This is a genomic window from Tsukamurella sp. DT100 (genome assembly GCF_049844855.1).
Taxonomy (GTDB): Bacteria; Actinomycetota; Actinomycetes; order Mycobacteriales; family Mycobacteriaceae; genus Tsukamurella.
Genome location: NZ_JBNCLV010000017.1, coordinates 20,369 through 33,658 on the forward strand (window position 1 = coordinate 20,369; position 13,290 = coordinate 33,658).

Annotated in this window: 12 protein-coding genes and 1 pseudogene; 10 read left to right on the forward strand and 3 right to left on the reverse strand. The window is 63.3% G+C overall.

The features are described from left to right. Positions 1–117 precede the first annotated feature (117 nt). The 6 genes from ACLQ3K_RS25595 to ACLQ3K_RS25620 all read left to right on the forward strand — a co-directional run bounded on the left by ACLQ3K_RS25595 (position 118) and on the right by ACLQ3K_RS25620 (position 5,393). Entirely contained in the window at positions 118–1,167 is a 1,050-nt protein-coding gene (locus tag ACLQ3K_RS25595) for an alpha/beta hydrolase (RefSeq protein WP_326482314.1), read from the forward strand. Then, a complete protein-coding gene (locus ACLQ3K_RS25600) occupies positions 1,164–1,976 on the forward strand; it encodes a class I SAM-dependent methyltransferase (RefSeq protein WP_326482313.1) in 813 nt (270 codons plus the stop codon). Before ACLQ3K_RS25595 ends, ACLQ3K_RS25600 begins: the two co-directional genes overlap by 4 nt. Before the next feature lie 46 nt (positions 1,977–2,022). After that, positions 2,023–2,874 (forward strand): SDR family NAD(P)-dependent oxidoreductase, encoded by an 852-nt coding sequence (locus ACLQ3K_RS25605; RefSeq protein ID WP_326482312.1) that lies wholly within the window; start codon positions 2,023–2,025, stop codon positions 2,872–2,874. Next, positions 2,871–3,749: an SDR family NAD(P)-dependent oxidoreductase gene (locus ACLQ3K_RS25610; protein ID WP_326482311.1), complete on the forward strand. Its 879-nt coding sequence runs from the start codon at positions 2,871–2,873 to the stop codon at positions 3,747–3,749. Before ACLQ3K_RS25605 ends, ACLQ3K_RS25610 begins: the two co-directional genes overlap by 4 nt. 349 nt (positions 3,750–4,098) lie before the next feature. Continuing rightward, positions 4,099–4,785 (forward strand): TetR/AcrR family transcriptional regulator, encoded by a 687-nt coding sequence (locus ACLQ3K_RS25615; RefSeq protein WP_426002168.1) that lies wholly within the window; start codon positions 4,099–4,101, stop codon positions 4,783–4,785. Next, the gene (locus ACLQ3K_RS25620) at positions 4,782–5,393 is read left to right on the forward strand and encodes a TetR/AcrR family transcriptional regulator (protein ID WP_326482309.1); all 612 of its coding nucleotides are present in this window, start codon (positions 4,782–4,784) and stop codon (positions 5,391–5,393) included. Before ACLQ3K_RS25615 ends, ACLQ3K_RS25620 begins: the two co-directional genes overlap by 4 nt. 246 nt (positions 5,394–5,639) lie before the next feature. Here ACLQ3K_RS25620 and ACLQ3K_RS25625 read toward each other — a convergent pair whose 3' ends face one another. Next, positions 5,640–5,885 carry a hypothetical protein gene (locus ACLQ3K_RS25625; RefSeq protein WP_426002169.1) on the reverse strand — a complete coding sequence of 82 codons (246 nt, stop codon included), beginning with the start codon at positions 5,883–5,885 and terminating at the stop codon, positions 5,640–5,642. Between the two features lie 475 nt (positions 5,886–6,360). Then, positions 6,361–6,684 carry a hypothetical protein gene (locus tag ACLQ3K_RS25630; protein WP_426002170.1) on the reverse strand — a complete coding sequence of 108 codons (324 nt, stop codon included), beginning with the start codon at positions 6,682–6,684 and terminating at the stop codon, positions 6,361–6,363. A 942-nt stretch (positions 6,685–7,626) separates the two neighbouring features. Here ACLQ3K_RS25630 and ACLQ3K_RS25635 point away from each other — a divergent pair. The 4 genes and pseudogenes from ACLQ3K_RS25635 to ACLQ3K_RS25650 all read left to right on the forward strand — a co-directional run bounded on the left by ACLQ3K_RS25635 (position 7,627) and on the right by ACLQ3K_RS25650 (position 12,446). Further along, a complete protein-coding gene (locus tag ACLQ3K_RS25635; RefSeq protein WP_326482307.1) occupies positions 7,627–9,003 on the forward strand; it encodes a hypothetical protein in 1,377 nt (458 codons plus the stop codon). 612 nt (positions 9,004–9,615) lie between these two features. Continuing rightward, positions 9,616–9,918: pseudogene (locus tag ACLQ3K_RS25640) on the forward strand (SDR family NAD(P)-dependent oxidoreductase); the annotation flags it as partial. A gap of 166 nt (positions 9,919–10,084) precedes the next feature. Then, a complete protein-coding gene (locus ACLQ3K_RS25645) occupies positions 10,085–10,645 on the forward strand; it encodes an SDR family NAD(P)-dependent oxidoreductase (RefSeq protein ID WP_426002172.1) in 561 nt (186 codons plus the stop codon). A gap of 73 nt (positions 10,646–10,718) precedes the next feature. Then, complete coding sequence (locus tag ACLQ3K_RS25650) at positions 10,719–12,446, forward strand: long-chain-acyl-CoA synthetase (protein ID WP_326482377.1); 1,728 nt, start codon at positions 10,719–10,721, stop codon at positions 12,444–12,446. A 507-nt stretch (positions 12,447–12,953) separates the two neighbouring features. On the opposite strand, the gene ACLQ3K_RS25655 is transcribed toward ACLQ3K_RS25650, so the two are convergent. Then, a complete protein-coding gene (locus ACLQ3K_RS25655) occupies positions 12,954–13,157 on the reverse strand; it encodes a hypothetical protein (RefSeq protein WP_326482305.1) in 204 nt (67 codons plus the stop codon). Positions 13,158–13,290: the final 133 nt, after the last annotated feature.

The following is a 13,290-nucleotide window of genomic DNA, read 5'->3' on the forward strand; positions in this document are numbered from 1 at the left end:
GCATCTGCGGGGGTGATCCCAAAACGGGCCGGCAGAGGGCTTGTGCGATGCGCTTAACATAGTTACGCTATTGGAATAGCGACTTAATGTGAAGTCCGCGTCAGGGAGGGTTCCCACGTGCCAGAGTTTGAAAATGAACGTGACGACATCGCGATCCCGATCGAGTTCCCCCGGCGCGCGAGCCGCCGTCTCAGGGTGGCCCATTGGCTGTTCGGTCAGACCTTTCGCCCCATGCTGCGGACGTTGGTACACCTGCAGCAGGCTGGGGTCATTCCTCGAGGGATGGCGCTGTGGTTTCTGGCCAACTTGGACCGCCCGATCGTGTTGCTTCGTCCGCCACGGGGAACCCGGGTGCGGCGCGAGGATTTCCCGCAGTACCGGGCGGAATGGGTGTGGGATCGAGACGCCGCCGCTGCGCCGGAGCGGCTAGCCGGAGCGATCCTGTACATGCATGGCGGTGGTCTGGTGACCTGTGGCCTCAACAGCCATCGGCGGATTGTCGCGAGATTATCCACCGCTACGGGATTGCCGGTCTACAACATCGAGTACCGGCAGATCCCCACCGTCTCGGTGAGCCAGACCGTCGAGGACTGCCTGGCCGGCTACCGGCGCCTCATCGATGCCGGATTCCCCGCCGATCGAATCGTGCTGGCGGGTGATTCGGCCGGCGGTGGTCTGGTGTTCAGCGTCGCGCTCGCGATCCGGGTCCAGGGGCTGCCGATGCCGCGTGCTCTGGTCGCCATCGCCCCCTTTGCGAATTACGACAGCGCCGCGAGGTTCGCCCACGCCAACAACGGTACGGATCCCGTGCTCTCCGCCGACGCGCTGAGCCTGCCCGTCAAGTGGGGCATGTATCGCGACGGCGTGCTGGATCCAGCGCTCTCGCCCGTCAATCATGACTTCGCGGGTCTGCCGACCACGCTGATCCAGGTCGGTTCGACGGAGGTGTTGCGTGCGGACGCCGAAGAGGTTGCTGCGTGCTGTGTTCGGGCCGGCGTGCCGGTGCGACTGCAGGTATGGGATCACGCGCTGCACGTCTTCCATGCCGGGGCCGACGTGCTGCCCGACGCCCGCGATGCGTTCTCGGAGATCGGTGTGTTCGTCGAGGACGCACTCGGTGGACGATCCGGGGCCGAACCCGGAGCGACGGACAGGATGCCGGCGTGAGCGCCGGCGTGGTCGGCGGGCCCGGTACCCGGCCCGACGAGCGGGCCCCGTCGTCCACAGTGGTGGAGCGGCTGAGGTCCGTGCTGCGCGAGCAGGACGGTGCCCTGCCGATCTCGGACGAGGGCTTCGTGGATCTGCTCGGCTCCGACGAGCCGCCTGCGTTCACCGTGGCGCAGAAGTTGATGCGCACGAGGGCGTACGCGGCGGTGTACCAACTGGGTCGTCCGATCGGTCGCAGGTTGGCGGGCGGCTTCCGCGGACCAGATCGAGACGCCGATCGCTCCGAGGTCGCAGCAGCGCTCGCGCTGGCTCCCGGAGCGACCGTGCTTGACATCGGCTGCGGTCCGGGCAACTTCACGGGTTCCTTCGCGGAGCGAGTGGCGCCTGGGGGACTGGCGGTGGGGCTGGACGCATCGATCCAAATGCTCAGCCGGGCCACCAGAGACAACTCCGGCGCCGCGGCCGTCTACGTTCGTGGCGACGCCGAGGCGCTTCCTTTCGACGACGGTGTGGCCGACGCGGTGTCGTGCCTGGCCGCGCTGTACCTGTTCAACGATCCACGACGGGCGCTCTCCGAGATGCTGCGGGTGTTGAAGCCAGGTGGGAGGCTGGTTATTCTCACCAGTCTCGGGCCGCCCCTGCGCCCGCTGCGATCAGTCGCTGAGAAGATCGGCGGCGCAACCCTGTTCGGACGTCACGAAGTGACAGGCCATCTCGCAGGCCTCGGCGCCGTGGGAATCGAGCAACAGCTGCAGGGCGTGACCCAAACGGTGACCGCGTTCAAGGCGCAGGTAGAGGGGCAGGCATGAAGAAACAACACGGATCATCTTGTGCAGCAAAGAGATGGAGACTTCGATGAAGACAGCGATCGTCACGGGCGCAGGAGCCGGGATCGGGAGGGCGACCGCCGAGCGTTACGGCGGCAAAGGCTGGCGGGTGATCGTTACCGACATCAACGAGATTACGGGATCGGAAACAGCACAGCTGATCAGCCGAAGGGGAGGTACGAGCGAGTTCCGAAAGGTCGACTCGAGTTCTCTGGAGGAAATGGAGTCCTTTGCCGATTGGGTCTGCGCCGAGTACGGAGCACCCGATCTGGTGGTCAACAATGCAGGGATCCTGATCGGAGGTGGCTTCCTCGAGCAGACGGGAGCGGACTGGCGGCGGATGATCACGGTCAACATGATGGGACCGATCATCGGCTCGCGGCTGTTCGTCGAGCGCATGGTCACGGCAGGCGCGAAGGGGCACATCGTGAACGTGGCCTCCTGCGGCGCGTTCCTTCCCACGCCTCTCGCGCCCTCGTACGTGACGGCGAAGGCTGGTGTCCTCCTCGCCAGCTCAGCCCTACGTTCCGAGTTCGGCAAGCAGGGCATTGGCGTCACTGCGATCTGCCCCGGCCTGATCCGCACGGACCTGGCCGCGAACGGTCACCGGGCCGGTGATGATGATGCTGAAGGCTGGGCGACGAACCTCGGTGCCGCGCAGCGTTTCGCGTGGCGATCGCCCAAGCGGGTGGCGGTCGCGATCGAACGATCGGTGCGGTGGAACCTGGCCACCGTGCCGGTGGGGTGGGAGGCCTGGGCCGCCTGGTACATCTTCCGGCTGTCGCCTGGGGTGATGCGAGCGCTCACAGCGCAGGTGCGGATGCCGTTGGCGGACAAGTTCGCCGCGGTCAGTGGGAAGATTCTAGGAGCTCAGCGATGAAGACCGTTATCGTGACCGGTGCGGCCGGCGGAATCGGCAGGGAGACCGCACTCCTCTTTGCCGGCCGGGGAAATCGCGTAGTGGCTGTCGATATCGACCAACTCGGAGCGCAGACGACCGCAGCCGAGATCACGGTGGACGGCGGTATCGCGGTCCCCTACCGCCTCGATGTCCGGGATGAGGAGGCGTGGATTACCTTCGGTCAGTGGATCGCCGGAGAATTTGGATGTGCGGACGTATTGGTCAACAATGCGGGTGTCATGGACCTCGGCGGATTCGTGGAAACCGATAGCGCCGGTTGGCGCCGGATGGTGGATGTGAACCTGATGAGCGTGATCTACGGGTCGAAGGTGTTCGCCCAGCAGATGATCGACCATGGCGTCCGAGGTCATATCGTCAACATCTCCTCCGCCGCGGCTTTCCTTCCGTCGGAGCTCGACGTAGCGTACGCGGTGTCGAAGGCGGCGGTGTTGATGGCGACCCAGTCGCTGCGTACTGAGCTCAAGAGGCAGCACATCGGCGTCTCTGCGATCTGTCCTGGAGCGGTCCGTACCGATCTGCTCAAGAACGGGCGAAGGAACGGACTCAGCGATGCTGAACTGACGGCGTGGAACGAGGGTGCCGGGGCCGCGCAGACCGTGTTCGGCCTCAGCGGTCCCGACAAGGTGGCCAGACGCATCGTCAAAGCAGTGGAAAAGAACTGGGCCATCGTACCGGTGGGGCCGGAGGCGTGGTTCATCAACTTCGCCTACCGCGCGTCACCCGCAGCGGTGCGTGGAGTGTCCTCCATTGCGAAGTTCACGCTCATGGAGCGTCTACTCGACCTCGGTCGGCCCGTGCTCACTAGGCTGAGCGCCGGGCAGTCGTCGAGGTGAGGGGGCGGCGGATGCTACCCATCTCCGATGAGCCACCTGCCGACCCGCGCGCGATACGGGCCCATGTGTTATACACCGGTTTGGCCTTCCCCGCTATCCGCCGCATGGTTGTTACGCGACCTCCCCCGCCTGGGTAAGCTGCCGACGGGCGCGAGCAACATCTGTGTCGCGAAACTTGAGAATCTGGGGGAGCCTGATTTCGGGCGTGGAGTTCGTGCGGTCAGCAGCCGCCTCGACCACGGGGCATGCATGTACCCGCCACGGCCCCCGGCGCGATTCTGCGAGCCGGGCGGACATTGTCTGCTACTTCATCGGCACCGACTGTGCCCCGGCAGCTAGAGTACTGGACATGTCGCGACGCGAGCCGGTGAAGACACGTACCCCGAGGCCTCGCCGTGGTCGACCACGTAGCGCCGGTCTGGCGGAGCGGAGACGCGCCGAGCTTACGGCCGCCGCGTTTGACGTGTTCGTAGACCAAGGATACGAGCGGGCCTCGGTGAGCGACATCGCTCGCCGTGCGGGGATCGGGCAGGGGACTCTATACCGGTACGTTGATGGAAAGCGTGAGTTGCTAGATTTAGTTGTTGATAAGTGTGCTGAGGAACTAATTGCAGTGATCGCGCCAGACGAACTGGTGGGCCTTATAAGAACCGGCGATCTGGCGCTGCCGTATCAAGTTTCGGAGCGTCTCGGTGAGCGACTCTTCAGGCTCGCGGACGAAAATCCCGGCTTGTTGAAGATTCTTACGGTACAGGCGGGCGCTGTCGATGAAGAACTCCGCTACCGCATTCAGGGACTCTTTCATACGCTCGACGCTATGGTGTCCAAGGCGTTGGATGCAGCCGCATACCAAGGATGGAGCGGAGACGATGATGACCCCGCTGCCCGCCTTGTCGTTCGTCTCCTCCCGTCTCTTGTATTGCCAGGAATGGCGCTAAGCTTGCGCGGCGATACTGATCTCAAACGACGGGAGTCTTATGTGTTGGCGACTGGACAGCTTTTACGTGGAGGGATTCTTGCTAGGGAGCTTCAGTGACGAATACAGCCGCCGTGTCTGACCGGCGGACCGAATTATTGGATGCTGCGATCCATGAGTTTATCGAGAACGGTTTCGCGGCGGTGGGTGTTCGGGAGATAACGGGTCGCGCTAGGGTTAGTCACGGAACCTTCTATAACTATTTTGAGAGCAAGCGGCAGCTGCTATCGGCGCTAATTGAACAAGAATTCGCAGTTTTGCTCAGCATGATTCCGGATTCGAAGGACGTTAGCGGCGGGAGCCTTACTGAGAGCGGGCTCCGTAACCTAGTAGAATCGGTGAGTGCCGCCGTGTTGACTCTGGTCTCTGACCGGATAGAAATCTACACATTTCTTTTGACCGAAGGGCCCGGAGTTGACGATTCGGCGCTGAACGAGTTTATCGATCTATATTATGAGGCCGCTCGTCGAGCTGGCCTGATTCTCCAGGGTGCTCGGGACGTCGGGGTCGTAACCTCGTCGATCGACGCCGACTTCGTTAGTCAGGCCTGGATTTCGTTCTTGGTCGGAGTTATTGCAGGCATGGTCACTGGAACTGACAATACAGAACCTGCGACTGCCGCAACAGTTCTGGCGAACATTCTGTTGGACGGGCTGGCGCCGACGTAGCCCGAATTCGCGAGCTTCATGGGCATTTCGGTGTTTGCGCAGCGTGCGAGTGCTTCGTCTTCGCTTGGCCCTGCGTATTGGTGTCAGTTTAGGCGATCCGTCGGGTGAGCGATAGTGATCGCCAACTCTTATCCTGTCCATTCGCTACGTGGTGAGCCACTTCGGGTGGTCCGGGGACTTCGGTGGGGCATGGGAACCTCGTGGTGTTCGGTGAGTGTGCGGCGAACACGCCGACATCTGAGGTCCTCACCTACTGCCGAACGTCACGCCGTTCACAACTCCCCTGACCGCTCCCGGATAGGTGTATAGCCGAATGATGATTGGAGCCGTCGATGAGCGCAGTTCGGTCTTAGCGCTTGTTTTGTCAGCCGGCAAATCGTCTACGGCGTAGTTCTCTACGTGAACGTCGCGGTGGGGTAAGTACGCCAGCTTGACAGCAAGCGTGAGAGCGGCGTTGCCAGTCTCAAGAGAGAGTGCGAGATGTTCGCTCACGTCGTTTGACAGCAGCTTATGACCAATGGACGTTTCCGCTACGGCACCTCGATCGGTCGCAGGGCCGGCCGCCGACCTTAAACAAATACCCCGCGAGCTGCCTGCCCTCGACCAATGAATAGCATTCGGAACTGGTGCACCGGTACGTGACAGGTGCGGTGTTATGTCGCTGACGCGGCTGTATTGATGATCGTCCCGTATGGGATGGCATCAACTGGCTCAGGCGGGCCTGCCGGCGTCGACGTTGCCAAGTTCGCTCCCGTCACGGTGCCCTACTGGGCCCTCAAGCCGCCCCCACTAGGGTGGGAGAGGGCCGCGGTCGATCCAGGTGGCTACCTCTGTCCTCAGCTGCTCGCGGGTGTTCGATCGCTGCCGGTAGAGAGCGTTGCGCCGCAGAAGTGCGAAGAACGAGCTGATGCCGCGTTTGTCCCCGGCCGCCCGACGCTGCCCATCGCCCCGAGCAGGCTGTACCGGTTCAACGCCGATGCGAACGTGCAAACCGGGACTGAGAGGGTTTGTCGGAGTGAACAATGCGGCGATGTGCATCACTGCCTCGGCGGACGATGACCGCCTGGCTGAGCGCGTTCAAGGCGAGGCGAGACTGCATGTGGGAGTCGATAGTGTATCTGATGAGCTCGCCGAAGCGGGCGTCTTTGATCGTCCACAGATTGAGCTTGCCTCGTCGGTGAAATTGCGTTTCGATCAGGTCCTCGTGCGCTGGAGGACCGGGCACCTCCCGTTCCGTCCGCGCTTCTTCCCGCGGCTCGACCATCCGCCTTTGGCGCAGCAGATCCGGCACGCCGTCTGCTCACTCATAGGTTGACCAGCGGCTACAGCCGCATCGCCGAGGAACCTCCACCCGAGATCCGGTTCATCGCGGTGCGCGTCGAACAGGGCGTTCGTCCGTTCGGCGGCGACCCGATATGCGGAGCCAACATGTTTCGTCGACGCGCTCCTGCGGATGCGGCTTAGGCACTATGGCCATCTCCACGGGCAGGCCAGACTAGATGTCACCCGTCTGTGCATCAGTGTGAGGTCTGTCGGCGGCGAGCTCTCTTACGAGCGGGTAAAGCCCTTCCCGGTAGATTCGCCTGCGACAGATGCGCAGCCGCTCTTCGCAGGACTTCATTCTCCCACCCTAACAATCGGATTCGCTCGTTCGCCTCTCGCTGCGCGGCCGACTTCCCCGTGGTCCTCCTGGGCCGGGCCTGTTGTCGTAGTCGATATCTGCGCGGCGCAGTCACTTCGTCAAGCGTCATCTCGTGGATCCGGAACTTCTTCGGGCCCTGCGCGAGAGTCGCCCCCCGGTTCACGGTAGCGGGCAACCTGAACCTCTAGGTTAAAATTTCATCCAAACGTGTCGCAATCGGAGGTTGTGTACCAGAATCTAGCCATGAGGTCTCTCGGGGCGGCAACATTCTGGAATCTCCCTGCTCTGGTTGGGGCGAGGGACGTCCGAACAGTCCTAAGGCTGACAGTGCGGCAGCTTCGCGAACTGAAACGCAAGGATAGCTCAGGTTTTCCAGTGTCGGCTGTGCATCCGGGTGTCGGCCTGCTTCGATGGTGGCGTGACGATCTATTGCGCTGGGCCGTCGATCGCGGGTGTGCCCCTGTGGGTGCGCTTCCAGTCTTCGATCCTCCCCATCGGCGTCAGGTTCAGCGGTGGAAGTTCGAACGCACGGAGTTCATCACGGTGGACGCCGGCAGGGCGACCTACGCACTCATGCGTTATCGACCGCACGTGGATGCGGCGAAGGTCTATCGGTTAGAACGGGTCTTAACGGTCTGTGTCGGTGTCGACTATGGCGGCGGACTGAACGAGGCCCCGTCGTTGTCGCACGGTGGCAGGCTATCGGGTAGGCGGCTCGCAGAGTTGGGCTACTCAGATCGTCGTGCGGGCGGTATCGTGCTGCTCGATGTTGGACCAGGCGGGGCATACGTCCTGACAGTTGACGTGCCCTCGTACGGCGCGGCGTACAGCTCTTTACCAGTCGAGAGCACCGCGGCGGAGCTCATTGCTGAGATTATCGGTCATTCGCTACCCTTATGGCCGACCGGATACGCGACATCGGCGGCAATGGCGAAGTGGGACCCACTTGTCGGGCAAGCGGTCTCGATCGACGTGCCGCCTAGAGCAGAGTGCGCCTACTCGGTGCGGCAGCAGCTCCGTGAAGTGGTCGCGGACGTGAGCGCTGGGCGATATCGAGTTGCTGCCGACGAAGTCAATTCCCTGATCGAGGGACTCTGCGCGGCGGGTAATACGCTGTGGGATGTCGCACTGCGCGAAGATGTCCAGCCTGCCTGGCCATGGGTGCGCCCATACGTGCCGCCGGCGCTGTCGATCGAAGAGAGATCCCCGGAGTTAGAGGAGGTGGCGTCGAGGCAGTACCTCTTTGAGGCTCTGGCGTGGCTGTTCGTAGAACCTCATGTCCCGCGCGCTTTGTGCCGTTCATTGGCGGCAGCGTATGGTACCCAAGAGACGATCGCGCCTGTAGTGGTCGATCTAGCAGTGTTATCGGTGGACCACCAGGCGGCAACCCTTCGAGCAGCGCTTCAGATCGGCCTCATAGAGGCGCGTCTACCCGACACATGGATGAGGGCGGCGGTAGCCGAGAACTTGGTTGCTACGGAGCCTCGCGCGGCTTCGTCAACGGAGTGGGTTTGGTCGACGAGTCCGGACCCACCGAGGTTCCCGGTACTGAGAAGCGGCTCGCTGGTAGGTTTTCACGTGCCCCGGCAATTGCCCGACGGATTTGTTCCGAACACCCTCCATGTCCTTCGTGGCTCCGACGACGGCATTGTAATTCTGGCCCTTGATGCCCGAAACCGTGTTGCTGTGGTACCCGCGCTGCCCCAGGACCCGGTGTCAGCCGCGTGTTGTCTGACTGCCATCGCGCTCGGATTGCCGAGCGTCGACGAGGTCGCGAACATCGGGGGTGTTTGCGGAGCGCCAGAGGAATTGGTTCGGGTGCTGAGTTCGGTTGCGGAGGTCGCACACACCGTCGTCGAATGGTCTGCTGTGCAGCAGCTTGTGGGCCAGCGCCCCGGGGAGATGTCCGACATCCAATTGCATCGCCTTGTGTCGCGGGACTCGGAGTGGCCTCTAGGCCAGCCGTAAGCTGCTCGCGTCTGTGGGTGTGCACCTGTAGTGCATCATGGATGCTCGGCCGCCGGCAGCTCGCGACGCACATCGGACTGGGTGTCGACCGTGGGCGTCAGACGTTCAGTTGGCTCCGCGATTGGGGCAGCAGCGTCGCGGAATCGACGCTGCGGTGATTCGCTCGCTCAACGGGGTTGATGCGTGAATCTGTACGCCGCTGATAGACGGGCGGTTTCAGAACTCTCATCACCAACGAGCGGGCGAAAGACACGTGTCGCTTGACGGGAAGGGGCCCGTCCCTCTTAGGCCTGATAGCTGTGGTCGACTGGAGGATCGCCCATCCGTTCTCGGAGCTATGATGAACCGGAAGGTGCCGATTTCGACTCGTGCGGCGGGCCCATGTCCGGCTTACATGGGTGCGCCAACTTCAACCCAACGCCTTGTCGACGCCGCTGGCGTTGATCACGGTCGCCGTCACAGCAAGCGAGGTCGTGGTGGCCGGTGCGTGGTCGTCGCAAGTTGTTCGCTCCGTCGCAATTTTCACGATTGAGGTATCAGTCTGCTAAAATTTCGGCATAGTCATCAACTCTGGCGAACCGTGGGGGCAATGAGGTCGTGTCAGGTAACGGCGTGTTCATCACGGGGGCGGGAAACGGAATCGGTCAGGCGACGGCCAGGCGGTTTGGGGGCCGGGGGGCGGTGGTCATCGTTACCGACCGTGATCGCGGTACGGCCGCGGCGACAGCCGAGTCGATTCGGTCTTCGGGCGGACGGTCGTGGGAGTGCGACCTCGTCCTGACCGATCCCGAGCGCTGGGAGATCGTGTTCAGAGAGGTAGTCAAGCGGTTTGGTGTTCCTCGCGTTGTGGTGAACAATGCCGGTTACACTACAGCGGGCGCGTTCCTCGATCACAGCGCGCAGAACGGGGGCCTGGTCGCGGTCAGTGCTCGCGGCGTGGTCACAGGGTTGCGGATGGCGGTCGCCTACATGCGGGACAACAGGATTCGGGACCAGATTATCACCGTCGCGTCGGTGGCGGCCTACACACCGCTGACGGTGAGCTCGCCCTCCTGCACGACGAAGGACAGGATGCGTCGGCATCAACTTGCTCGGCGTGGTGCACGGCACCCGTTTGTTCGCTCAGTACATGGTCGATGCTGGCAAGCGGGGGCACGCCGTCAACGTCGTATCCGCAGCAGCGTTCGTCGCGCTGCCGAACCTCGCGTCCCACTCGATGACGAAGTGCGCGGTGAAGATGCTCGGAGACTGCGTCCGTGCGGAACTCACGCCGCATGGGATCGGCGTATCGACGATCTGTCCTGGAGTGATCAAGCGAATCTCTTCGCCACGGCCATCCACTCGGCGCAGACCGAGGAGGAGGCGTCGGACCGCTCGGTTGTCGTCGATGCGGCGACGGAGATCGTGCGAAATCTCCGAATTGTCGCTGGCCCAGGTCTGGTCGTCTGCAGGATCGAGCTCGCCGTGCGACTTGATCTGGGAAGGGTGCTCGTGCGTCCGGAGGCCTTCGGCGTGTACCTGCTATGCCGCGCCAGCCCGTCACCTCTCTGTGTCCTTACGAACGCTGGCTTCGGTGCACCAACGATCGAACTGGCGTTCAGGGCGTCTCGCGCACCGCGGGTCCGTCGGCTACTTGGAGTGAGCCGGTGAGCCCGGGCGGCCGGCGTACCGGGGTTACGGTGAGTGTCCCGGATCTGGTTACGGGCGCGGCGTCCGTGGTGCCGGATGCGTTGCGGAGCGCCACATCGCTAGTGCCGGACCTGCCGCTGTTACTGCGACAGGGACCGTCGGTCCTGCTGCGTACGCAGAACAGCAAGGTGACGATCGGGTCGGTGTTCCAGGAACGCGCGGCGCGGAACCCGTCGCGCGACTTCCTGCGCTTCCACGGCGAGGGCATCAGCTACGGCGAGGCGAACGCCACGGTGAACAGCTATGCGCGCGTGCTGCTCCAGCGCGGCGTGAAGTTGGGCGACGTGGTCGGCGTCGTCATGCACAACCACCCGCAGATGGTGCTGGTGATGCTGGCGATCGTCAAGGTCGGCGCCACCGCCGGCCTGGTGAACTACAACCAGCGCGGCGCCGTGCTCGGGCACAGCCTCGGCATCCTCGACACGGGCACTATCATCGTGGGCGCGGAGGACCTCGAGGCCTTCGAGTCGCTCGACGCCGCGGACCGCCCCGACGACGGGGTAATACTCACCGTCGACCAGCTGGCCCAGCAGGCAAAGGATCTCCGTATCCGAGATTCGTGGGCGATCGAGAACCCAATGGTGACCGCGACATTGCCAGCTTCGACTCGTGCGTTCTACGTTTTCACATCGGGAACCACAGGGATGCCGAAGGCATCCATTGTGACGCACTACCGCTGGGTCATGGGGATGTTCGGCTTCGGAGTCGGGGCCGTGCGCATGCGTGCCGGAGACGTGATGTTCTGCCCGCTTCCGCTCTACCACAGCAACGCCGCGGTCGTGGCGCTCGGTTCGGTATTGGCCGCGGGCGCCACTCTGGCGGTGGGACGCAAGTTCTCGGCGAGAGGGTTCTGGGAAGAGGCAACTGAGAATTCAGCCACGATGTTCGTATACATCGGTGAGATCTGCCGCTATCTACTGAATCAGCCGCTGAAGGCCAGCGATCGGTCGAACGGCATTCGCGCGATCGTCGGTAACGGTATGCGGCCGGAGATCTGGAGAGCATTCCAGGACCGCTTCAACATCCGGCGAATCGTCGAATTCTACGGAGCCAGCGAGTTGAACGTTGCGTTCGTCAATCTCTTCAACGTCCAGGGTACCGTCGGGCTGTGCCCGCTGCCGCATGCGGTGGTGGAGTACGACATCGACACCGCAGCGCCGCTGCGCGACGGCGAGGGCCGGGTACGGCGAGTGCGTCGCGGCGAGAACGGCCTGCTGCTCACCAAGATCACCAAGTCGGCCCCATTCGACGGCTACACCGACAGCAGGGCCAACGACTCCAAGCTGATCCGTGACGGCTTCAAGTCTGGCGATGTCTGGCTCAACACGGGTGACGTGGTTACCGATCAGGGGCTGTTCCACATAGCCTTCGTTGACCGGCTGGGGGATACCTTCCGCTGGAAGGGCGAGAACGTCGCTACGACGGAGGTGCAGGGGGCGCTCTCACAGTTGGACCAGGTGGAGGATGCGATCGTCTACGGCATCGCGGTTCCGGGAGCCGATGGCAAGGCTGGTATGGCCGCAATCACACTGTCGCAGGGCTGTGCGTTCAATGGCGCTGCATTGGCGTCCGGGCTCCGAGATCGTCTGCCCGCATATGCGATGCCGTTGTACGTGCGAATCGTGCCAAGCCTGGAGGTGACCTCCACGTTCAAGACCGTCAAGGGTGAGCTTCGTGAACAGGGCATCGCCGACACCGGTGGTGATCCGCTGTACGTGTTCGTCGGCGGCGCCGACGGCTACGCATCCGCCTAGGGCGCGGCCTCACCCGCCATTCGACGCCCGCCACCCTGAGCCGCGTGTGGAGCGGATTGTGGTCTGGGATGGTCCCGGCGACCACGCAGACGCCGATCTGCGTCTGCAGGCCGCGCGATCGCGTTCACCCAGAGCGAGCACGGCGGTGCCGCAGCAGCTCGCAACCGCGCCCTGTTCTCGAGACACTTCAGCGACGACGACTGCGTTCTCCTGATGGACGCCCGACAATCTCGCCGACTCTGACGGTCTCGCTGCCACGATCACCGACCTCACCGCGACCGGATACGACTGGGCCGCAGCGAACCACACACTGCTGAGCGGCGACCGCACTCGCAATCACTCGTATGTCCGCCTGGCCCGCCAGCTTCAGCTATCCAGCACCGCACCCGTATGTACGTGGGTGAGTGAGAGAGACTCTTCTACGGTGACATCTATCCCCAGCGAAGTTCAAGAGCGCGATGAGCGTGAGCCGGTCGTGGTCGGTGAGGACACCCGTAAAGACACGCATCACGCCGGGGCCTGGCGCTGTACGGCGAGCGTCTCGCGGACTGCGAGGTTCGTCGCGTCGACCAGGGGCTGGGCGCAGTTGATGGCGTGGGCTGCGATGTTCGAGCTGGTGGCGGTGTTCGCGACGGAGTGCACCGCTTCTATGGCGCGGGTCTTGCCCGTGCGCTGGTGGCCGCGGGCAACGACGTGCGGGAGGCCCCGCATGCGCATACCCGATCCCGCCGGGAGCTACTCTGCAAGGATCGCGACCAACGACCCGACAGCTGATCAACTTTCAGCCGGGTGGCTTCTAGTGGTCGTCGCAACACGTCCGTCAGTGAAGCAGAGGCCAGCGATA